This is a genomic window from Xanthomonas sp. NCPPB 2632 (assembly GCF_041228075.2).
GTDB lineage: Bacteria > Pseudomonadota > Gammaproteobacteria > Xanthomonadales > Rhodanobacteraceae > Luteibacter.
The window spans coordinates 2,746,948-2,771,488 of the sequence record NZ_CM192979.1 but is presented as its reverse complement, the minus strand read 5'-3'; the positions used below and the strand labels follow the sequence as shown (position 1 = coordinate 2,771,488).

Genomic DNA, 24,541 nt, shown 5'->3' with positions numbered 1-24,541 from the left:
CGAGGAGTTCGAACGCCTGGACGGCATCATCCACAGCGCCGGCGTGGTGCGTGACGCCTTCCTGGCCAGGAAGACGCCAGCGCAACTGCGCGAGGTGCTTGCCGCGAAACTGCACGGCACGTTGAACCTCGACCATGCCAGCCGCGACATGGACCTGGACTGCTTCATCTGCTTCGCGTCCATCGCCGGTGTGCTCGGCAATGTGGGGCAGGCCGACTACGCCTGTGCGAACGCCTTCATGGATGCCTTCGCCCACGAGCGCAACCGTCGCGTCGCCAGGGGCGAGCGCAGGGGACACACCGTGTCGATCGACTGGCCGCTATGGGACGAAGGCGGCATGCAGGCGGACGCGGCCACCCGCGCGATGCTGGCCCGCCAGTGGGGCATGCAGCCGATGGCCAGTTCCACCGGTGTGCGGGCCTTGCGCCATGCGCTGGCGAGCGGGCTGGGCCAGGTGCTGGCAATCGAGGGCGACCTGGGCCGCATGCGCAGCGTGCTGATGGACGTGGCGCCCGTTACCTCCGCTGTCGTATCCGGCGAAGCGTCCGGCCTGCCTGTGCCCGACGTGCGCCGCGACGTGAAGCGGGCGCTGATGGAGGTGGTGTCGGCGCTTATCAAGGTGAGGCCGGGTGACCTGGACGGCGACACCGCGCTGAGCGAATACGGCTTCGATTCGATCTCGCTCACCGAGTTCGGCAACGTGCTGAACCAGCGCTACGGGCTGGACCTCACGCCGACGATCTTCTTCGAGTTTCCCACGCTGGAAGGCCTGGCCGGTTATCTGGCTCGCGAGCATGCGGCCTTGCTTGCGCCGGTCTTCGCGCCCGGGTCGGCATCGCCGGCCGTGGCGGCAGTCACGGCAGTGGCTGGAAGCGCGACGGTATCCGCGCCCGTACCGCTGTCGCCCTTTCCGGCGCCGGACGCGATACGCACGCCGACCATGGCGCGCCGCGGTTTCGCGGCGACGACGGCGGCCCAGTCCCCCGCGCCGCAACGCACCCGCGAGCCGGTGGCGATCATCGGCATGAGTGGGCAGTTCCCGCACGCGCCGGACCTGGACAGCTTCTGGCGCAACCTGCGCGACGGTAAGGATTGCATCGACGCGATACAGGCGGGGCGTGACTGGCCGGGCGGCCCGCGTGCGCAGGGTGGTTTCATCGACGGGGTCGACGCGTTCGATCCGATGTTCTTCGGTATCTCGCCGCGCGAGGCCGAACTGATGGACCCGCAGCAGCGGCTGATGATGATCCACATCTGGAAGGCACTGGAAGACGCCGGCTATGCCGGTGGCGCCTTGTCCGGCAGCGACACGGCGATCTATGTCGGCACGATGCCCAGTGGATACGCCGCGCTGGCCGGTCGCGCCGGCATGGCGGTGGAAGGCTATTCGTCCACCGGCGCGGTCGCCTCGGTCGGCCCCAATCGCATGAGCTACTTCCTGGATTTCCACGGGGCGAGCGAGCCGGTGGAAACCGCCTGTTCCAGCTCGCTGGTCGCGTTGCGCCGCGCGGTGCTGGCGATCGAGCGCGGCGAGTGCACGGTCGCGATCGCTGGTGGAGTGAACACCCTGGTCGATCCCGCGCTGCACGTCAGTTTCGACAAGGCCGGCATGCTCAGCGTGGACAGCCGTTGCAAGACGTTCTCGGCCGAAGCGAACGGTTACGTGCGTGGCGAGGGTGTCGGCATGCTGGTGCTGAAATCGCTCTCGGCCGCCGAGCGCGACGGCGACGCCATCCATGGGCTGGTGCGTGGCACGGCCGAGAACCACGGTGGTCGCGCCAGTTCGCTCACCGCGCCGAACCCCACGGCACAGGCCGCGGTGATCCGCGACGCCTGGCGGCAGACGGGAATCGATCCGCGCAGCGTCACCTATATCGAGGCACACGGCACGGGCACGCCCCTGGGCGATCCCGTGGAAATCCGCGGTCTCAAGGCCGCTTTCGCGAACCTCTACGCGGACAACGGCGACGGCACGGTGGCCTCGGCGCATTGCGGGCTGGGTTCGGTGAAGACCAACATCGGTCACCTGGAACTGGCGGCCGGCGTGGCGGGCGTCATCAAGGTGCTGTTGCAGATGAAGCACCGCACGCTGGTGAAGAGCCTGCACGGCGATACCCTCAATCCGTACATCGATCTGTCCGGCACGCCGTTCTACCTGCTGCGCGATGCGCGCGAGTGGATTGCCCTGCGTGGCGAGGACGGTCGTCCGCTGCCGCGCCGCGCGGGTGTCAGCTCGTTCGGCTTTGGCGGCGTCAATGCGCATGTCGTGCTCGAGGAATACGTCGCGCCCGCCCGGCGACCCGTCGTCGACGCGCCGGTGGCCGTCGTGCTTTCCGCGCGCAGCGACGGGCGCCTGCGCGAGCAGGTGCAGGCGCTGCATGCGTTCGTCGACGATGCCCGCCTGTCGGGCGACATCGCCCTGGCAGACCTGGCATATACGTTGCAGGTGGGGCGTGAGGCCATGGCGCACCGGCTCGGCTTCGTGGCCGGATCGGTCGCCGAGGTGCGCGACCAGCTGGCGCGCTACCTCGACGATGGTGCCGGCGGCATGCATCGCGCGGACGTCGGCGAGCATCGCGAGGCGATGGATGCCTTCGTGCCCGATCTGGCACTGCGCGGGCTGGTGCGGCCTGGCATTGACCGGGCCGGCCTGGACCGACTTCTCGCCCTGTGGGTCAAGGGATATGCCATCGAATGGCCGGCCCTGTATGGCGAAGACAGGCCTGGTCGCGTGCACCTCCCCACCTACGCGTTCGCGCGGGAGCGCTACTGGGTGCCTGCTAGCGGTTCGAACGGATCCGAGGGGAAACCCCTGCATCCGCTGGTCCAGCGCAACGTGTCCACCCTGGATGGCGTGTCGTTCAGCAGCCATTTCGACGGCCACGAATTCTTCCTCGACGACCATCGGGTACGCGGTCGGCGCGTGCTGCCCGGCGTGGCGCACCTGGAGATGGCCCGCTTCGCGGCCACGGTGGCGAGTCGCGCCGATGCGGCGGCTGGATGGCTGCGCCTGCACGACATCGTCTGGGCGCGCCCGGTCGGCGTGGGCGATGAGGGCGTGGAGCTGCACATCGCGTTGCAGGCCGGTCGTGGTGACGATGCCGGCTACGCGATCCGCTCGTCGCTGGCCGCTGACGGCATCGTCTATGGCCATGGCGTGGTATCCCGTGTCCCTGGCCCCGCGCCGACGGTCATGCTTTCGCTGGACGCGCTTCGGGCGCAGTGCGACCGCGAGCCGATGGACGCCGCGCGCTGCTATGCCGTGTTCGCGGCGATGGGCCTCGATTACGGTGCCGGCTTCCGCGGCCTGACGGAACTCCGGCTCGGCGAGCGCATGGCGCTGGCGCGGATCGACCTGCCGCCGTCGCTACAGGGCACACAGGCGGCGTATGGCTTGCATCCCAGCCTGCTCGACGGCGTGTTGCAGGCGTCGATCGGGCTGGTGATCGATACGGACGGCACGCCGCCAGCGATGCTGCCCGTGGCGCTGGCCTCGCTGGATGTGCTCGGTCCGTGCCCGGATCGCCTGTGGGCGATCGTGCGACCGGCGGACGGCATCGTCAGTGACGAGGCCTCTATCGTCGCGGACATCGACGTGTGCGATGCGCAGGGCCTGGTGTGCCTGCGCCTGCGCGGACTGGTGTTCCGCGTGGTGGTGCCGAAGTCGAAGCGCGGGCATGCGTATGTGGGTAGCGTAGCCGCAGACGCAGACGCAGACGCAGAGGTCGACGTCGTCGCTGCTGTCCCCCTCGATGCCGTTGTCGGTGCCGAGATCGGTGTCGCAATCGGTGCCGCTAGCGAAGCGGGCATCCACACGACGGAGCGCGCCTTGCGTTATTTCGAGCGTTTCCTGTCGAAGGCACTCAAGCTGCCGCTGCACCGCATCGATCGCCGGGCACGGATGGAGACCTACGGGATCGATTCGTTGCTGGTGCTGGAACTGACGCGCGTCCTGGAAACCACCTTCGGGCCGCTGCCGAAAACCCTGTTCTTCGAGTACCAGACGCTGGCCGCCCTGAGCGACTATTTCGTGCGGCAGCATCCGGTCGCCATGGCCGGTCTGATCGGTGAGGCGCACGTGGCACATGCGGCCGTGGCCGTGCCGCGTGCCATCCGGACCCTCGCGTCCGTGCCGTTCGCCGCGAGGACCCCGCCAACCACCAACGCGCCCACGGTCGGCGACATCGCCATCGTGGGCGTGGCCGGCCGCTACCCCGGGGCCGATACGCTCGACGCGTTCTGGGCCAACCTCAGCCAGGGCCGGGACAGCATCACCGAGATCCCGGCCGATCGCTGGGACCACCGCCTGTATTTCGACGAGACGCGCGGCAAGGCCGGGAAGACCTACGGCAAGTGGGGCGGCTTCATCGACGGTGTGGACCGTTTCGATCCGCTGTTCTTCAACATCTCTCCGCGCGAAGCGATCCTGATGGACCCGCAGGAGCGGCTGTTCCTGGAGTGCGTGCACGCCACGCTGGAAGACGCCGGCTACACGCGGCACAACGTGGCGGAAGACGGCCGTGTCGGCGTCTTCGCCGGTGTGATGTATGAGGAATACCAGCTCTACGGTGCGCAGGAGCAGGCACGCGGCCGCCCGCTCGCCGTGGCGGGCCACCCCGCGTCCATCGCCAACCGCGTCTCGTATTTCTGCGATTTCCACGGCCCCAGCATGGCGCTGGACACCATGTGCTCGTCGTCGCTGACGGCCATCCACCTGGCCTGCCAGGCGATCCAGCGTGGCGATTGCGCGGTGGCCATCGCTGGCGGCGTCAATGTCTCGGTGCATCCGAACAAGTACCTGACCCTGGCGCAGGGCCGGTTTATCTCGGGCAAGGGCCGTTGCGAGAGCTTCGGCGAGGGCGGCGAAGGCTACGTGCCGGGCGAGGGCGTGGGTGCGGTGCTGTTGAAGCCGCTGTCCCGTGCCATCGCCGACGGCGACCACATCCACGGCGTGATCCGCGCCACCGCAGTCAACCATGGCGGCAGGACGCACGGCTACACGGTGCCCAATCCCAACGCGCAGGCCGAGGTGATCGAGCACGCCTTGCGTGCCGGCGGCGTGGATGCCCGCGCGATCAGCTACATCGAGGCGCACGGCACCGGCACCAGCCTGGGCGATCCCATCGAGATCGCCGGCCTGTCCAGGGCGTTTCGCGAATGGACGCCGGACACCGGCTTCTGCGCGATCGGCTCGGCCAAATCCAATATCGGCCATTGCGAAAGCGCGGCGGGTATCGCGGGCGTCACCAAGGTGCTGTTGCAGTTGAAGCATCGACAACTGGCGCCGAGCCTGCATTCGTCCACGCTCAATCCCGATATCGACTTCGCGCGCACGCCCTTCGTCGTGCAGCAGGAGCTCGCCCCCTGGCGGGCACCGACCCTCGACGGCCGCGAGGCTGCGCGCGTGGCGGGTATCTCGTCGTTCGGCGCGGGTGGGGCGAACGCCCACGTGCTGATCGAGGAATACATCGCGCCCGGGCGACCGGATCCGGTGTCCGCGAACGCGCCGCCGGCCATCGTCCTGTTGTCCGCACGAGACGAGGATCGCCTGCGCGAACGCGTGCAGGCGTTGCTCAACCACCTCGATGTCAACGAGGTGTCCCTGGCCGACCTCGCCTATACCTTGCAGGTTGGCCGTGAGGCGATGGACGAGCGACTCGGGCTGATCGTTTCCACGGCGGACGCGCTGCGCGCGAAGTTGTCTGCCTGGTTGGCCGGCGAGACCGGCATCGACGATCTCCACAGCGGCCAGGCCCGGCGCCACCAGGAGGCGCTGGCCGAGCTGGACGACGATGACGACATGGCTGCCACCGTGCGGGCGTGGCTCGACAAGGGCAAGTACGGCAAGCTGGTCGGGCTATGGGCGCGCGGCCTGGATGTGGATTGGGCTCCGCTGTATCCGGAGGGCTCACCGCGGCCGCATCGCATCGGACTGCCGACCTATCCGTTCGCGCACGAGCGCTACTGGGTCGACCTCGGCCCGGCGACGCTGCCCGCGGGCACGGCACCGCTGCACCCGCTCGTGCATCGCAATACGTCCACGTTCGCGCAGCAGCGCTTCACGTCGCACTTCACCGGCGATGAGTTCTTCCTCGCCGGGCATGTCGTCCGCGGCGTCCGGGTGCTGCCCGGCGTCGCGCAACTGGAAATGGCCTACCTCGCGGTAACCGAGGCGCTGGACGCCGCCGGCATCCTGTCGCTGCGCGATGTGCGCTGGACGCGCGCCGTCACGGTCGCCGACGAGCCGATCGACCTGCACGTCGTTCTTGCCGTCGATGGGGATGCCATCCGTTTCGACATCGTGCGCGATGCCGACGGTGGTACCACGACCTATGGGTACGGCACGGTGGAGGTCCATCCCGAAGCACCTCCCGCGGTGTTCCACGACCTCGACGCGCTCAGGCAGCAGGACACCCTGGCGCAGCTCGACGCGGATGCCTGCTACGCGTGGTTCGCGCGCATGGGGCTGGACTACGGCCCCGGGTTGCGCGGCCTGAAAACGCTGCACATCGGCACGGATCGGCTGTTGGCTCGTATCGAACTGCCGCCGTCGCAACGCATGGACGGCTACACGCTGCACCCGGCGCTGCTGGATGCCGCGCTGCAATCCGTGGTCGGCCTGATGATCGCGGAGGACGCCACCGCCGAGCCGGCCCTGTGGCTGCCCGTGGCGCTCGACGCGCTGACCGTGCACGCGCCGCTTCCCTCGAACGTGTGGGTCGTGGTGCGTGCCGCGGCCAGCGCGGATGCCGGCACCCGGCGCTTCGACATCGACCTGTGCGACGACGCCGGCAGCGTCTGCGTCGGCCTGGCCGGCCTCGTCGTGCAACCGGTGCCGGACGCGACGCCTGGGACGCGCCTGATGTTCGCCACCCCCGACTGGATCGAACGGTCGGCCGACGTAGCGAAGCTCGTGCCGAAGGCGTGGGCGCGGCACGTCGTGCTTGCCTGCGGCGTGGACGATACGGCGCTTGCAGGTGTGCGCCAGCGCCTTGCCCAGGCGACCTGCCTGGCACTGCCTTCGACCGGAACCCTCGCCGGGGATTACGCCGCCGCTGCCGCAATGCTGCTTGACCTGTTGCAGGCGCAGGACAGCACGTCGGGGCCGGCGTTGTTCCAGCTCGTGATCGCGGGGAAGGGCGACGCACCGACGATGAGCGGGCTGGGTGGCATGTTGTGCACGGCCACGCTGGAAGACCCGGCGATCCATGGGCAGGTGATCGAGCTGGACGGCAGCGAGGATATCGACCGCGTGCTCGATGAGAACCGCGACAGCACGGCGACGCGTATCCGCTACGTGGATGGGTCGCGTCAGGAAGGTGGCTGGCTCGAGGCAGACGCCGCCATCGACGCCGCGCCTGTGTGGCGCAGCGGGGCGACCTACCTCATCACCGGCGGCGCCGGTGGCCTCGGGCTGATCTTCGCTCGCGACATCGCCACCCAGGCACCCGGGGCGACGCTGGTGCTGACCGGCCGTTCGGCACTGGGCGAGGCCACGCGTGACGCGTTGGCCTCGCTGGAGGCCATGGGCGTCACTGCGCGCTATCGCCAGCTGGACGTGGCCGATGCGGACGCCGTGGCGCGCTGCGTGCGCGAAACGGTAGCCGCCGATGGCATGCATGGCATCGTGCACAGCGCGGGCGTGCTGCGTGACAGCTTCATCATGCGCAAGACGCACGAGGAACTGGCCGACGTGCTGCGGGCGAAGCTTGCCGGCACGCTCAACCTCGACGCCGCCAGCCGCGATCTGCCGCTGGAATGCTTTATCTGTTTCTCGTCCATCGCGTCCGCCTTCGGCAACCTCGGCCAGGCCGACTACGCCGCCGCGAACGGTTTCATGGACGCGTTCGCGCACTACCGCAAGGACCTGGTGGCCCAGGGCCTCCGTGCCGGCCGCACCCTGTCGGTGAACTGGCCGCTGTGGGACGAGGGTGGCATGCAGGTCGGTGCGGCCACGCGCCGTTACCTCGCCCAGGAAACGGGTATGACACCGCTGCCGACCGCCGCGGGCTGCCGTGCGCTGGCCGGGGCATGGTCGCTCGGCGCGTCGCAGGTGCTGGTGATGCAGGGCGATCCGACGCGGTTGCTGGCTCTTCTGGGCGGTAAAACGCAGGGTCCGGCGATGGCGCATTCCGTCGAACCGCCCCCTGCGGCGGGTCAACCCGTCACCGTGGCTCATGGGCCAGCGCCCGCCGCGACGGACGACCTGCGCGAGCGCGCGGTACGCCATCTCGTGCGTCTCCTTGCGACCACGCTGCGCCTGCCGCCGCACAAGATCGATGCGGAGGCGCGACTGGAGGCCTACGGCATCGACTCCGTGCTGACCCTGGAACTCACCGCCGAGCTGGAGAAAACCTTCGGCACGCTGCCGAAGACGCTGTTTTTCGAATACCAGAGCATCGCGGCACTGGCCAGTTACTTCCTGCGTGCGCATGGCGCCACGCTGGCTACGCTGTTCGGCGACACCGGCCAGACGAGCGCGACGGAAGCTGCCAGTGCGGCCCGTGAGGTCGCCGTGACTCGTACGGCCAACGGCGACGTCCGCGCGGTCGGTGCCGTCGCTGCATCGGCGGTGCGGTTCGGGTCGCCGGCTCCGGTGGCCGGTGTGCCGGCGTCGGCCGAGGAAGGCATCGCCATCGTCGGCCTCGCCGGGCGCTACCCGCAAGCCGCCGACCTGGATGCCTTCTGGGCCAACCTCAGCCAGGGCAGGGACAGCGTCACCGATATTCCGCTCGAACGCTGGGACCACACGGTCTACTTCGACGAGGATCGCAACCGCGCCGGCAAGACGTACGGCAAATGGGGCGGATTCATCGACGGCGTGGACCGTTTCGACGCGCGGTTTTTCCATATCTCGCCGCGCGAAGCGGCGCTGATGGACCCACAAGAGCGTCTGTTCCTCGAATGCGCGTACGCCACGCTGGAGGATGCGGGCTACACCCCGGATAACGTGGCGACGGATCGCGACGTCGGCGTGTTCGTCGGTGTCATGTACGAGGAATACCAGCTGTATGGCGCACAGGCGCAGGCACGCGGTGACGGTGTCTCCGTGGCGGGCAGTCCGGCGTCCATCGCCAACCGCGTATCCCACGTATGCGATTTCAACGGCCCGAGCATGGCGCTGGACACCATGTGCTCATCCTCGTTGACGGCCATCCACCTGGCCTGCGAGAGCCTGCTGCGTGGTGGTTGCACCGTGGCGATCGCCGGTGGCGTCAACCTGTCGCTGCACCCGAACAAGTACCTCGTGCTCGCCCAGGGCCGTTTCATCTCGGGCAAGGGCCGCTGCGAGAGCTTCGGCGAGGGCGGCGACGGTTACGTGCCCGGGGAAGGCGTGGGCGCCGTGCTGCTGAAGCCGCTGGCCCGCGCGGTGGCCGATGGCGATCATATCTACGGTGTGATCCGTGGCACCGCGATCAATCACGGCGGCCGGACCCACGGTTATACCGTGCCCAATCCGAATGCGCAGGCGAGCGTGATTGAGCGTGCCCTGCGTTCGGCGGGCGTGGATGCGCGCGAGGTCAGCTATGTCGAGGCGCATGGCACGGGTACCCGTCTGGGCGACCCGATCGAGATCGCCGGCCTCACGAAGGCCTTCCAGGCATGGACGGCGGACGCCGGTTTCTGCGCGATCGGCTCGGCCAAGTCGAACATCGGCCATGCCGAGAGCGCGGCGGGTATCGCCGGACTGACCAAGGTGCTGTTGCAGATGAAGCACCGCCAACTGGTGCCGAGCCTGCATTCGGCCGTGCTCAATCCCGCGATCGACTTCGGGCAGACGCCGTTCGTGGTCCAGCAGGAACTCGCGCCCTGGTCGCGGCCGGTCGTGAACGGCCGCGAGAAACGGCGGATCGCCGGCTTGTCCTCGTTCGGCGCCGGCGGTGCCAACGCGCACCTGGTGGTCGAGGAATACGAGGACACCAGGGCACACGAGGATGCCGCCACGCGTGCGGCGAACCCTGCGGGCCCGGCCATGGTGCTGCTGTCCGCCCGCGACGAAGCGCGCCTGCGTGAACGCGCGCAGGCCCTGCTCGACCACCTGCGGGCGAACGACGTCGATCTGCACGACCTGGCATACACCCTGCAGGTCGGACGCGAGGCGATGGACGAGCGCCTGGCCTTGCTGGTGCCTTCCATGGAGGCGTTGCGCGACAGGCTGGAAGCCTTCCTGGCCGGCGACACGTCGGTGGAAGACCTGTACCGCGGCCAGGCCAGGCGCAACCGCGATGCACTGGCCGCGCTGGCCGGCGACGACGATATGGCCGGCACCGTGGCGACGTGGCTCGCCCGAGGCAAGCATGCCCGGTTGCTCGACCTGTGGAGCAAGGGCATGTCGCTCGACTGGCCGCGCCTGCATGCCGCCGGTGTACGCCGGTCGCGACGGATCAGCCTGCCGACTTACCCCTTCGCGCGGGAGCGTCACTGGATCGACGTGGCCCCCCCCACCGAGCCCACGGAAAGCGTAACGGGCGCGGTGCCGGCCGTGGCCGTCGCGTCCGTCGCGACAGCGACGCCACTCGGGCCACGGATGACCTCGACGGCGGCGCATGCCGTGGACGTTCCCGTGCAGACACTACTTTTCCGTCCCCTGTGGCGAGTCGCCGATGCCACCGATACGGCCTCGACGGGGGAGGCGTTCACTTCACGCTTCGTCATGCTGTGCGGCTTCGACGAAACCACCGCCGCCCAACTCCGCGCACGTTCGCCGGGGCTCGTCTGCGTCTGCATCGACGATGCCACGACGGACCTGCCAGGCGTCTTCGAGCAGGCGGCCATCGCCCTGCTGGAGGCGATCCAGGCTCGCATCGGCAAATCCGGACGGCACCTGATCCAGGTGGTCGTCCCCTTGGACAGCGACGGCGAAATCCTGGCGGGACTGGGCGGCATGCTGCGCACGGCGCAGCGCGAACACGAGCGGCTCGTCGGCCAGGTCGTCGCCGTCGCGTCCGTACAGGACGTGGCCGCGGCGATCGATACGGCGCGGGATACCGGCGCCGCTCACGTCCGCTATGTGCACGGCCGCTGCGAGGTGGCCGCGTGGGCCGAGCAGGCCGTCGTGGCCGATGCCACGTCGCCGTGGAAGGATCGTGGTGTCTACCTCATCACTGGGGGCGCCGGCGGCCTGGGCCTGATCTTCGCCCACGCCATTGCGCGGGAGGTACGCCATCCGGTGCTGGTACTCACCGGTCGCACGCCGATGAACGATGCGATCAAGACACAGGTGCGCTCGCTGGAGACACTGGGCGCCGTGGTGAGCTACCACGCCGTGGATGTCGCCGACGCCGAGGCCGTGACCACGCTGGTGCGCTCACTGCCCGAGACCTTCGAAAGCCTGGACGGCATCATCCACAGCGCGGGCGTGACCCGCGACAGCTACCTGGTCGCCAAGACACCGCAGCAGCTGCGCGAGGTGTTCGGTGCCAAGGTGGCCGGCCTGTTGAACCTGGACGAGGCCAGCGGCGACATGGCGCTGGACGTCTTCGTCGCCTTCGCATCCATCGCCGGGGCGATCGGCAGCGTGGGGCAGGCCGATTACGCGGCGGCCAACGCCTTTATGGATGCCTTCGTCGAGCGTCGCACCGCACGTGTCGCGCTGGGCGAGCGGCAGGGCCGCAGCCTGTCGATCGACTGGCCGCTGTGGGCGGAGGGCGGCATGCAGGTGGATGCCGCCACACGCGACATGCTGGCCGGACAACTGGGCATGTACCTGCTGGACAGCGCGGCGGGCGTGGATGCGCTGCGCCAGGCATGGACCGGCGGTAACGATCAGTTGCTGGTGATCGCCGGCCATGCGCCGCGCCTGCGCGAAAGCCTGCTCGGCGACGCCTCGGCTTCCGTGACTGTGTCGGCATCGATGTCCGCACCGGTATCCGTTGCGGCAGCCGTGTCGGCATCGGCACTCGCCGAGCAGGTGGGGCAGGTGCTGGAAGGCATGGTGTCGCGCCTGATCGCCGTGCGACCGGAAGACCTCGACGGCGATACCACGTTCAGCGAATACGGATTCGATTCCGTCTCCCTGACGGAGTTCGGCAACGCGCTGAACACCCATTACGGACTGCGACTGACGCCGACGATCTTCTTCGAGCATTCGACCCTCGATGGTCTGGGCGCCTACCTCGTGCGCGAGCACGCCGCGGCCATCGCGTCCGTATCGCTCCCCGTCTCCACGGCCGCCATGGCCACCCCGGAGACCGCCGAACCGATGGCGCCGGCCGCACCTGCCCTCGTCACCCTCACCGACGCGGCCACGGCACACGCGAGCGCCGCGGACGAGCCCATCGCCATCGTCGGCATGAGCGGTCAGTTCCCGCAGGCCCGCGATATCGCCGCGTTCTGGGACAACCTACGCGAGGGCAGGGACAGCATCGTCGAGGTTCCCCCCTCGCGCTGGGACTGGCGTGCGTGGTTCGGCGACCCGGCGCGCGAGCCGAACCGGACCAACATCACCCGGGGCGGCTTCATCGACGGCGTCGACGAATTCGATCCGATGTTCTTCGGCATCTCGCCGAAGGAAGCCGAACTGATGGACCCGCAGCAGCGGCTGATGATGATCCACGTGTGGAAGGCGCTCGAGGATGCCGGCCATGCCGGTCCGTCGCTCGCCGGCAGCGACACCGCCATTTTCGTCGGCACCGGATCGACGGGCTACGCCACGCTGGTGGCGCGTGCCCACCTCGGCGGTCAGGCCTATGCCTCCACCGGCGGCGTGCCGTCGGTGGGGCCTAACCGGATCAGCTACCTGTTCGACTGGCACGGGCCCAGCGAACCGGTGGAGACCGCGTGTTCCAGTTCCCTGATCGCGCTGCATCGTGGCGTGCGGGCGATCCGTGCCGGCGATGCGTCGGTCGCGGTCGTGGGTGGCGTGAATACCATCGTGACTCCGGAGGCGCATATCAGCTTCAGCAAGGCCGGCATGCTGAGCGAGGACGGTCGCTGCAAGACGTTCTCGGCCGATGCCGACGGCTATGTGCGCGGCGAGGGCGTTGCCATGCTGGTGCTGAAGCCGCTGTCCGCGGCGGAGCGCGACGGCGACACGATCCACGGCCTGGTGCGTGGCACCGCCGAAAACCACGGCGGCCACGCCAATTCGCTGACCGCGCCCAATCCGGTCGCGCAGGCGGCGGTGATCCGCAAGGCGCAGCAACAGGCCGGCATCGATCCGCGCACGGTGACCTATGTCGAGGCACACGGTACCGGTACCCGCCTGGGCGATCCCGTGGAGATCCAGGGCCTGAAGGCCGCCTTCGGCGAGGGTGCGGTAGCCGCGCCTTACTGCGGCCTGGGTTCGGTGAAAACCAACATCGGCCACCTCGAACTGGCCGCCGGCGTGGCCGGCGTGGTCAAGGTGCTGTTGCAGATGAAGCACCGCACGCTGGTGAAAAGCCTGCACAGCGACACGCTCAATCCGTACATCGACCTGGACGGCAGTCCGTTCTACGTCGTGCGCGAGGCCCGTCCCTGGGCCACCGTCAGCGACGCGCAGGGTCGGCCGCTGCCACGACGCGCCGGCGTGAGTTCGTTCGGCTTCGGCGGGGTCAACGCACACGTGGTGCTGGAGGAATACGTGCCGACGCCGCCGAGGCCACCCATGGCACCGGCCGTACCCGCGATCGTCGTGATTTCGGCACGCAACGAGGCCCGCCTGGCCGAACAGGTGCGTGCGTTGCAGGCTTTCGTCCTGCAAAGCGACGTCGACCTGGCCGATCTGGCCTATACGCTGCAGGTGGGGCGCGAGGCCATGGAGGCCCGGCTCTGCTTTGTCGCCGAGAGCATGGCGCATCTGCGCCAGACACTGACCCAACTGGCCGACGGCGCGAGTGTCGAGGGTGTCGTACAGGGCAGGGCGCTGCGCAACCGCGCGGCCCCGCCGGAGGTGTTCGACGGCGACAGGGGCGTGCTGCTGCGGCAGTGGGTCGAGGGACGTGCGGTGGACTGGCGCACGCTGTACGGCACGGCGATGCCACGCCGCATCGGCCTGCCCACCTATCCGTTCGCCCGCGAGCGTCACTGGATAACCGTGGGCGCCGTCATCGACACGCGCCCTGCCACTGCCCCTGTCACTGCCGCCGTAGTCGACAGGGCAGCGGCGCCGGCCCAGGCCGACGACGAATGGCTGCTCGCGCCGGTATGGGACGTGATAGCGCCCGCCGTCGTCGACGGTAGCGCCGCTGGCGCCGAACAACGCGTGGCGCTGCTCGGCGGGACGGCCGCGCAGCGTGCGCTGCTCACCGCCCGCTGGCCGGGTGCGACGGTGCTGGCCACGCCCGAGGAGGCAGGTCATGCCGCGTTCGATCACCTGGTCTGGATACTCCCCGGGGACACCGCGCCAGATCACGCGATCGACGACTTGAGCGACGACGAGGCACTGATCGCCGTCCAGCAGGACGGCGTGGTCACCGGTTTCCGCCTCGCCAGGGCCTTGCTGGACCACGGCGCCGATGCGCGCGCGTTGCAGTGGACCGTGGTGACCTTCGGCACCCAGGCGGTGCATCGCAACGACGTGCCTGCGCCGGCCAGCGCCGGTGTGCATGGCTGGATCGGCGCGATGGCGCGGGAATACCCGCGCTGGCAGCTGCGCCTGATCGACCTGCCGGCCGGCGAGCCGTGGCCCGTGGACACGATGTTCGACCTGCCGTGCGAATCCGCCGGGGCGGCATGCGCCTGGCGTCGTGGCCAGTGGCTGCGCCAGCGGCTTGCCCCTGTGGACCTCGATGCGACGGCGGCCGGCGCGCTGCCGTGGCGGCCGGGTGGCGTCTACGTGGTCATCGGCGGCGCTGGCGGTATCGGACAGGCCTGGACCGAGCACATGGTGCGCACGTACGGGGCCCACGTGGTGTGGATCGGGCGCCGCGCCGCGGACGCCACGATCGAGCAGGCGCGACAGCGCATCGGCGCCTTCGGTCCGACCCCGTGGTACATCGCGGCGGATGCGTCCGACCGCCAGGCACTGGCGCGCGCCCGCGACGCGGTGCTGGCCCGCCATGGCGCCATCCACGGTGTCGTGCATGCGGCCATCGCCCTGCGCGACGGCAGCATCGCGCAGATGGACGAAGCGGGCCTGCGTGGCGGGCTGGCGGCGAAAGTGGATGCCAGCGTGCGGATGGCGCAGGTGTTCGCCGGCCTGCCGCTGGACCTGATGCTGTTCTTCTCGTCGATGATCGGTTTCACGACGCCGGCGGGGCAGGCCGTCTATGCGGCCGGATGCCGCTTCAAGGACGCCTACGCGCTGCGCCTGGCCGCACGCCTGCCGTATCCGGTGAAGGTCATCGACTGGGGCTACTGGGGCAGCATCGGCACCGTGGCCTCACCCATGTACCGCGAGCGCATGGCCCGACAGGGCATCGGCTCGATCGAGCCGGCCGACGGCATGCGCGCCCTGGATCGCCTGATGCGGGCGCCGCTCGCACGGCTGGGTTACGTCAAGGTGGTGCCCGGGCGCGAGACCGATGGCGGTGTGTTCGACCTCATCGGCGATACCCGGCTTCGTGCCGATGTCGCCACGTATACCTCGGTGGCGGTGCCGGCTCTTGCCGCATCGGCCGGGTTCGCGGGCGATGCCGCCGCGCTGGCGGCGGAGGGCGAGCAGATCGACCGCCTGTCGCTGGCGATCCTGCGCGCGGAGTTGCGCGCCCTGGGCCTGACCGATGCGGCCAAGGCGATCGCGTGGCATCCCCGCCATGCACGCTGGCTGGGCCATAGCCTGGACCGGGTCGCCCGTGCCGATGCGCTGTCCGGTGCCGGCGCCACGCCGTCGCTGGCCGAGGCCTGGGCCACATGGGACACGCACAAGGTGACATGGCTGGTCGACGGCCACGTACGCCGGGCGCAGGTCGGCCTGGTGGATAGCATGCTGCGTGCACTGCCGGCGATCCTCAGCGGCCAGGTGCAGGCCACGGCGGTGATGTTCCCCGAGTCGTCCATGCGCCTGGTCGAAGGCATCTACCAGGGCAATGCCGTGGCGGACCACTTCAACGACGTGCTCGGCCAGGCGGTGGTGGACTTCGTCGCCGCGCGTATCGCCGCCGACCCGGCGGCCCGCCTGCGCATCCTCGAGATCGGTGCGGGCACCGGCGGCACCAGCGCACGGTTGATGGCACGCCTGGCACCGCACGCCGCGCATGTCGACACCTACTGCTATACCGACCTCTCGCGTGCCTTCCTGCTGCATGCGCAGGCCACCTACGGTCCGCACTACCCGTACCTGGACTATCGCCTGCTGGATATCGGCCGTCCGCTGGCGGGGCAGGGCATCGAGGCCGGCAGCTACGACCTGGTGGTGGCCACCAACGTGCTGCATGCCACGCCCGATATCCGCGAAAGCCTGCGCAACGCGAAAGCGCTGCTGCGTCCGCACGGCCTGCTGGCGTTGAACGAGCTGAGCAGCTGCGAGCTGTGGGCGCACCTCACCTTCGGCCTGCTGGATGGCTGGTGGCTGTACGAGGACGAGGCCCTGCGGATGCCCGGCTGTCCCAGCCTGTCGCCCGCGGGCTGGGCGCGGGTCCTCGCCGAGGAAGGCTATGCCCCGGTGGCGTTCCCCGCGCAGGACAGCCACGCGCTGGGCCAGCAGGTGATCGTGGCCCGCAGTGACGGGATCACCCGGCAACGGCAGGTGCCACGCTTAGCCGTGCCCGCCGACACGCCCGTTGCCGCCGGCCCAACCATGCACGCCGACGTCGCGCTGGCGGACAAGTGCAGGGCCGCCCTGCGCAAGCTGGTCGCGGCCAGCCTGAAGATGCCGGCCGGCAGCATCGACACCGACACGGGGCTGGACCGTTACGGCATGGACTCCATCCTGGTGCTGGAACTGACCCATGTATTGCGGGACACGTTCGAGGCGCTGGGTATCGGCGAGGCGGTGACCACCACGCTGTTCTTCGAGCATCCGAGCATCGATGCGCTGGCCGACCACTTCATCGCGACCGAGCCGTCCGCGATGGCACGCTGGGTGGGCCTGCATCGCCCATCCGCGACGCATCGCGATGCAACGGAGGCCACAGACATCACGGACGGCGCGCCGCGGCGGATCGGCACGCGCCTGGCCGGCGACACCTTCGTGCTGGCCGACCACCAGGTCAACGGCGCGCACGTGCTGCCCGGCGTGGTGCACATGGAAATGGCGCTGGCTACCGCCCGCCAGGCGCTGGGGCGCGAAGTGCGCGGCCTGCGCAAGATCGTCTGGGCGCGGCCGCTGGTCGCCGACGCGAACGGCGTCACCGTGCATGTCGCCTGGTCCACCGATCGAAGCGGACGCGACGACTACACGATCCAGGCCGGCGACGATGCCACGGTGTACAGCCAGGGCAGCGCGGCACCCGCGGAAGCGCCGGTGGCCACCGTGCGACACGACCTGGACACGCTGCGCCGGGACTGCGCGCTGGCCCATGCCGACGCGGCACGATGCCAGGCCGTCTTCGCGCGCAAGGGGCTGCAGTACGGACCCGGCTTCCGTGGCCTGGACGAGCTGTTCATCGGCGACGGCCGGGTGCTGGCGAAGATCTCGCTGCCGGTCTCCGTGGCGTCCACGCTGGACGACTACGTGCTGCATCCCAGCCTGCTCGACGCAGCGTTGCAGGCCGCGCTCGGCCTGCACCTGGGTTCGGGCGACGACGGCGACGACGACGCGGACGTGGCGCTCGCGCTGCCGTTCGCGCTGGACGCCCTGGATGTGCTGGCGCCGTGCACGCCCCGGATGTGGGCCTTCGTCCGCTACAGCGATCCGGCCGGCCGCGACGGACCCGTGCAGTACCTCGACATCGACCTGTGCGACCCGACCGGCGCCGTTTGCGTGCGCCTGACCCGGCTCAGCCTGCGCCTTCTGGATATTCCACCGACACGTGACACGCCCACCGACCGGACCCTTCACGACATGAACGACATCACCGGCGTCACCGCATCCACCGGCCCCTCGCGCCTGCTTCGCGAACGGAGCGTCCTGCAGCTGAGGAAGCTGATCGCGAAGGGGTTGTCCCTGCCGCTGGATGCCATCGGCGAGAACATCGGCTTCGACGAGTACGGCATCGATTCGATCCTGGTCATGGAGCTGACCAACGCGCTGCGCGAGGCTTTCGGCGCCGAACACGTCGGCACCACGCTGTTCTTCGAGCACCGCGACATCGACAGCCTGGTTGAGCATTTCCTGCAGACCGATCCGGACGGGCTGCTGCGCTGGACCGGGCTCGCGGGAGCGGTCGCACCCGCACGTGCCGCGGCACCCGCCGCGGCGCAGGCGGTCGAACAACCGGTCGGAACCTCGATACCGACGGCTCCCGCCACGACGACGCCCACGACACCGGTCGTGCAGCGCGCCGCAGCCACCGCCGTGCACGCGCCGGCGCCCGTGGCGCCCTTCGACGTGGCGATCGTCGGCCTGTCCGGCCGCTATCCCGCGGCCGACGACGTGCACGGGTTCTGGGAGAACCTGGTCGCGGGTCGCAACTGCGTCACCGAAGTGCCGCCGGAACGCTGGGACCATGCGCGTTTCTTCGATGCCGCGAAGGGCGTGCCGGGCAAGACCTATACGCGCTGGGCCGGCCTGATCGACGGCGTGGATTGCTTCGACCGGCTGTTCTTCAACATCGCGCCGCGCGAGGCGCGGTTGATCAGCCCGCAGGAACGGCTTTTCATGCAGGAGGTGCATGCCAGCATCGAGGATGCCGGCTACACCGCCGCGAATCTGCACACCAACCGGAAGATCGGCGTGTTCGTCGGGGTGACCAACGAGCACTACGCCACCGGCGCGCGGTTCTGGTCGATCGCCAACCGTATCTCGCACCTGTGCAACTTCCAGGGCCCAAGCATGGCGGTGGACACGGCCTGCTCGTCGTCACTGACCGCCGTGCACCTGGCGATCGAGAGCCTGCGCAGCGGTGACAGCGAGGTGGCTATCGCCGGCGGCGTGAACCTGATCGTGGCGCCGACCCAGCTGATCGACCTGGCGTCGATGACCATGCTGGCCGCCGACGACAAGTGCAAGTCGTTCGCCGCCGACGGCGACGGCTTCGTCGATGCCGAAGCGGTAGGCGCGCTGGTGCTCAAACCGCTGCACCGCGCCGTGGCCGATGGCGACCACGTCCATGGCGTCATCAAGGGCAGTGCGATCAACGCAGGCGGCAAGACCAACAGCTACCTGGTGCCCAGCCCGGCCCTGCAGGCGCAACTGGTGGCCGATGCGCTGCGGCGCGCTGGCGTGGACGCCCGTTCGATCGGCTACGTGGAAGCGCAGGGCACCGGCAGCAGCCTGGGCGATCCCATCGAGATCGCCGGCCTGTCGAAGGCGTTCCGCCAGTGGACGGCGGACCGGCAGTTCTGCGCGATCGGCTCGGCCAAGTCGAACATCGGCCATAGCGAGAGCGCCAGCGGCTTTGTCGCGATCAGCAAGGTGCTGATGCAGATGAAGCACCGCACGCTGGTGCCCAGCCTGCACGCCGCCAGTCTCAACCCGAACATCCGCTTCGCCGATACGCCGTTCTTCGTTCAGCAGGCGCTGGGCCCGTGGACGCGTCCGACGCAGGAGATCGACGGCCGGCCGCACGAACTGCCGCGCCGGGCGGGTGTCTCGTCCTTCGGTGCCGGCGGTGCCAATGCGCACCTGGTGATCGAGGAATACATCGCCCCGCCCGAGGCCGCGCGGGCCATCGACGGCCCGGCGATGATCGTGCTTTCCGCACGCGATCCGGAGCGTCTGCAGGCGCGTGCGCAGCGGCTGCTGGCGGCGCTCGCGCCCGAACGCATCGACGCGGAGGCGACGCTGGCCGATATCGCGTACACGCTGCAGGTCGGCCGCGAGGCGATGGAAGAACGACTGGCCTGGCTGGTCGAATCGGTGGACGAACTACGCGTGAAGCTGGCCGCCTTCGTCGAAGGCGACGCCGACGGCGCCGAGGCCTACCGCGGCCAGGCGCGGCGCAACGCCTTCGCGATGCTGGCCGACGACGAGGACATGCAGGTGGCCGTGCAGGCCTGGGTGGCCAAGGGCAAGTTCGGCAAGCTGCTGGACCTGTGGGTCAAGGGCTTCTCCTTCGACTGGAACGCCCTGTATGCGCACGGCCAGGCACGTCCACGCCGGATCAGCCTGCCCACCTATCCATTCGCGCGCGAGCGCTGCTGGACCGACGTCCGCTACCCGGATGCGCCGGATGCGCCGGGCACGGCGACCGTGCTCGCCGCGACGGCGGTGCCTGCCGCAGCGGATCACGTCGCTCCCGTCCGCGAAAACGACGACATGGCGGCCATGACGCGGATCTGGTGCGAGCTGCTGGGTCGTCCGTCGGTGGCCGAGGACGACGACTTCTTCGAGCTGGGCGGCCACTCGCTGCTGGGTACCCAGCTGGCGGCACGGATTCGCGACGAGTTCGGCGTAGACGTGCCGGTAAGCACGCTGCTGGAAGCACCCACTGTCACCGCACTGCTCGGGCGGATGCGCGGCATCGCCCCGATGCCGGCGGCGCCGTCCGCGCCGCCGGCCACGACGGATGCCGCCGTCGACACGAACGGCCACGCTGGCGGGGCAGACGAGAGCGAGGCGTTTCCGCTGTCGTTCGCCCAGCAGCGCCTGTGGTTCCTGGACCAGCTGGAAGGCCACAGCCCGACCTACAACATCCCGGCCGCGGTGCGCCTGAAGGGCAGCCTCGACGATCGCTCGCTGCAGGCGGCGCTCGACGATGTGGTGGCCCGTCACGACGCGCTGCGCGCGCGCTTCGAAAGCATCGACGGCTCGCCCGTGCAGCGCATCGCCAACGACGTGACGCTGGACTTCGTGCGCCACGACCTGCGCCAGCTGTCGCCGAAGGAACGCGACGTCAAGACCCGCTGGCTGATGCTGGACGAGGCACGCACGCCGTTCGACCTGCAGACCGGCCCCCTGGTCCGCAGCCGCCTGCTGCGTCTGGGCGAGCACGAACACCTGCTGCTGCTGACCATGCACCACATCGTTTCCGACGGCTGGTCGATGGGCATCGTGGTGCGCGAGCTGGGCATGCTGTACGCCGCGCACAGCACCGGCGCAGCCGTGTCGCTGCCCGACCTGCCCATGCGTTACGTGGACTTCGCCCGCTGGCAGCGCCAGTGGCTGAGTGGGGAGGTGCTGGATCGCCAGCTGGACTACTGGAAGCGCCAGCTGGCCGGCGCGCCCACGCTGCTGACCCTGCCCACCGACCGTCCGCGCCCGGCCCGCCAAGGGCAGGACGGCGCCGCGCTCGCCTATGCGCTGCCGACAGGGCTGAGCGCGCAGCTGAACGCGCTGAGCCGGAAGTCGCAGAGCACGCTGTTCATGACCTTGTGCGCGGCGTTCAACGTGCTGCTGGCCCGTTATGCCGGGCAGGGCGACATCTGCATCGGCACGCCGATCGCCAACCGCAACCGCAGTGAGATCGAGGACCTGATCGGTTTCTTCGTCAACACGCTGGTGCTGCGCACGCAGGTGGACCTGTCGGCAGGCTTCACCGACCTGCTGAAACAGGTGCGCACCACCACGCTGGATGCCTACGCACACCAGGACGTGCAGTTCGAGCAGCTGGTCGGCGCCGTGCAGCCCGAACGGCATACCAGCTACACGCCGTTGTTCCAGGTGATGCTGGTGCTGCAGAACTCGCCGATGAACCTGGCGCTGCCCGGCTTGCAGCTGGAGCTGGTGCCGCATGAGGTGGTCACGGCCAAGTTCGACATCACCCTGACGCTCACCGAAGGCCCGGCGGGCCTGCACGGCAGCTTCGAGTACAACACCGACCTGTTCGACGCCGGCACCATCGAGCGCATGGGCGTGCATTTCGGCAACCTGTTGCAGGCCATCGTGGACGATCCCACCCGTGCGCTGGGTGACCTGCCGATGATCGCGCCGGCGGAACGGAAGCGGTTGGTCTACGGCTTCAACGACACGGCGAAGGTCTACCCGCGCGTCGGGCCGGCATCGCAGACGCTGCAGCAGCTGTTCGAGGCGCAGGTGGCGCGCACGCCTGGGCAGGTCGCGGTGGTCTACGCGGGCGTCTCGCTCACCTATGCGGAACTCAACGCCCGCGCCAACCGCCTGGCCCGGCACCTGCGCGGCCTGGGCGTGGGGCCGGACACCCTGGTCGGCCTGTGCACCGAGCGGTCGCTCGAGATGATCGTCGGGCTGTACGCGATCCTCAAGGCCGGTGGCGCCTATGTGCCGCTGGACCCCACGTATCCACCGGATCGCCTGGCCACGATCGTGGACGACGCCGCGCCGAAGGCGATCCTCACCCAGTGGCAGCACCGCGACGCGGTACCTCCGGTAGCCGGCCTGCCGGTGCTCTGCCTGGATGCCGACGATGCCCCGTGGGAGGGGAATGCGGACGACGACCTGGACCACCGCACGCAGCCGGGACACCTGGCCTATGTGATCTACACCTCCGGTTCCACCGGCAAGCCGAAGGGGGTGGCGATCGACCATCGCGGCATCGTCAATCGCCTGCAATGGATGCAGGAGGCCTATCCGCTGACCGCCGCCGATCGCGTGTTGCAGAAAACCCCCTTCAGCTTCGATGTCTCGGTATGGGAGTTCTTCTGGCCGCTGCTGGAAGGCTCCACCCTGGTCGTGGCCCGTCCCGGCGGCCACCAGGACGTGGCGTACCTGGCCGGCATCATCGATGCGGAAGGGATCACCACGGCGCATTTCGTGCCGCCGATGCTGGACGTGTTCCTCAACGAGGTGGAGCCGGGCAGCGGCCGCTCGCTGCGCCAGGTGATGTGCAGCGGCCAGGCCCTGCCGCTGGAACTGCAGCAGCGTTTCTTCGCCACCTGGCAGCACGTGGCGCTGCATAACCTCTACGGACCCACCGAGGCCTCGGTGGACGTCACCTACTGGGCCTGCCGCAAGGACAGTCCGCTCAACTGCGTGCCCATCGGCCTGCCGATCGCCAACATCCAGATCCACATCCTGGACGACGCACTGGAGCCGGTGCCGGTGGGCGTGGTCGGGCACCTCTACATCGCGGGCGTCGGCCTGGCGCGCGGCTACGTCAACCGGCCGGAGCTGACCGCGCAGACCTTCATCCCCAATCCGTTCAGTGCCAGCCCCGGTGCGCGCATGTACCTCTCCGGCGACCTGGCGCGCTATCTGCCCGACGGCACCATCGACTACCTCGGGCGCAGCGACCACCAGGTCAAGATCCGCGGCCTGCGCATCGAGCTCGGGGAAATCGAGGCGACGCTCGCAGCCATCGACGCGGTACGCGACGTGGTGGTCCTCGCGCGTGCCGACGAACGCGGCGTACCGCGGCTGGTGGCCTATCTCGTGGCGCACGACGGGGCGACCCTGCCGGACGCGGCGTCGTTGCGCGCCACCCTGCTGCGCACGCTGCCCGATTACATGGTGCCGGAGTATTTCGTGGCGCTGACGGCCATGCCGCTGACCTCCAATGGCAAGGTCGATCGCAAGGCCCTGCCGGCGCCGGAGATGGTGCAGGACGAAGCGGCGCACGTCGCGCCGCGTACGCCGACCGAGCAGCGCATCGCCGCGGTGTGGGCCGATGTGCTGAAGGTGGAGAAGATCGGTGCGATGGACGATTTCTTCGAGCTGGGCGGCCACTCGCTGCTGGCCACCCAGCTGGTGTCGCAGCTGCGCAAGCGGCAGATCGCCGGCATCGAGTTGCGCGACCTGTTCAGCCACTCGACCCTGGCCGGGCTGGCCGCGTTCGTCGACGCCAGCCACGGTGGCGGACGCCACCCCAACCTGGTGCCGATCCGCGCGGAGGGCACCTCGACACCGCTGTTCCTGGTCCATCCGATCGGCGGCGGCGTGCAGTATGCGTTCGACCTGGCCCGCCAACTGGACGCGGACCAGCCGGTGTTCGGCCTGGCCGCGACCGGGCTGGGGGAGGGCGAAACGCCGCTGGACACGATCGCCGGACTGGCCGGTACCTACGTGGACGCCATCCGCCAGGTGCAGCCGAAGGGCCCTTACCAACTGGCGGGGTGGTCGCTGGGCGGCACGATCGCCTACGAGATGGCCCACCGGCTGACCCAGGCGGGAGAGGCCGTTCGCTTCGTCGGCCTGATCGACACCGGCAGCCCCGCCATGCGCGCCCGTCTGCTGGCCGAGCACCCGGTGCGCTCGGAGGCCTGCCGCGGCCTGCTGAACTGGCTGCTCGACCTGCCGGGCGCCGTGGACGATCCACGCCGGCACCCGGCGTTCGCCGAGCTGATGGCACTGGCCGGACGTGACGACCTCCCGGGCATGATCGCCGCGTGCCGACGCGAAGCCTTGCTGCCGGAGCACCTGGACAGCGGGCAGGTGCAGCGGACCGTGGCGCTCTACGCGGCCACGGCACGCGCCGTCGATACGTATCGCGCGCCCGTCGCCGGACGACTGCCGGTGACCTTCTTCGCCGCCGGGCGTGGCGAGGGCGAGGAGGTGAGCCTGGGCTGGCGCGACCTGCTCGGTCCGTCCCTGGACATCGTCCGTATCGGCGGTACGCACCTGTCGATGGTGCGGCCGCCGCTGCTCGATCGCCTGGCGCGCGAGATCGCCGGCCGGATCGGCAACGTCGCCGCGCCCGTGGCTCGCCCGGCCGCCAACCAGTGA

The 24,541-nt window shown here is 69.5% G+C and carries 1 protein-coding gene (cut by a window edge); it reads left to right on the top strand.

The features are described from left to right. Positions 1–24,541, top strand: partial view of a non-ribosomal peptide synthetase gene (locus AB8808_RS11740; protein ID WP_369929561.1) — the 3' portion only. It extends 8,057 nt beyond the left edge of the window; only the last 24,541 of its 32,598 coding nucleotides appear in the window; its start codon lies off the left edge, out of view; the stop codon is at positions 24,539–24,541.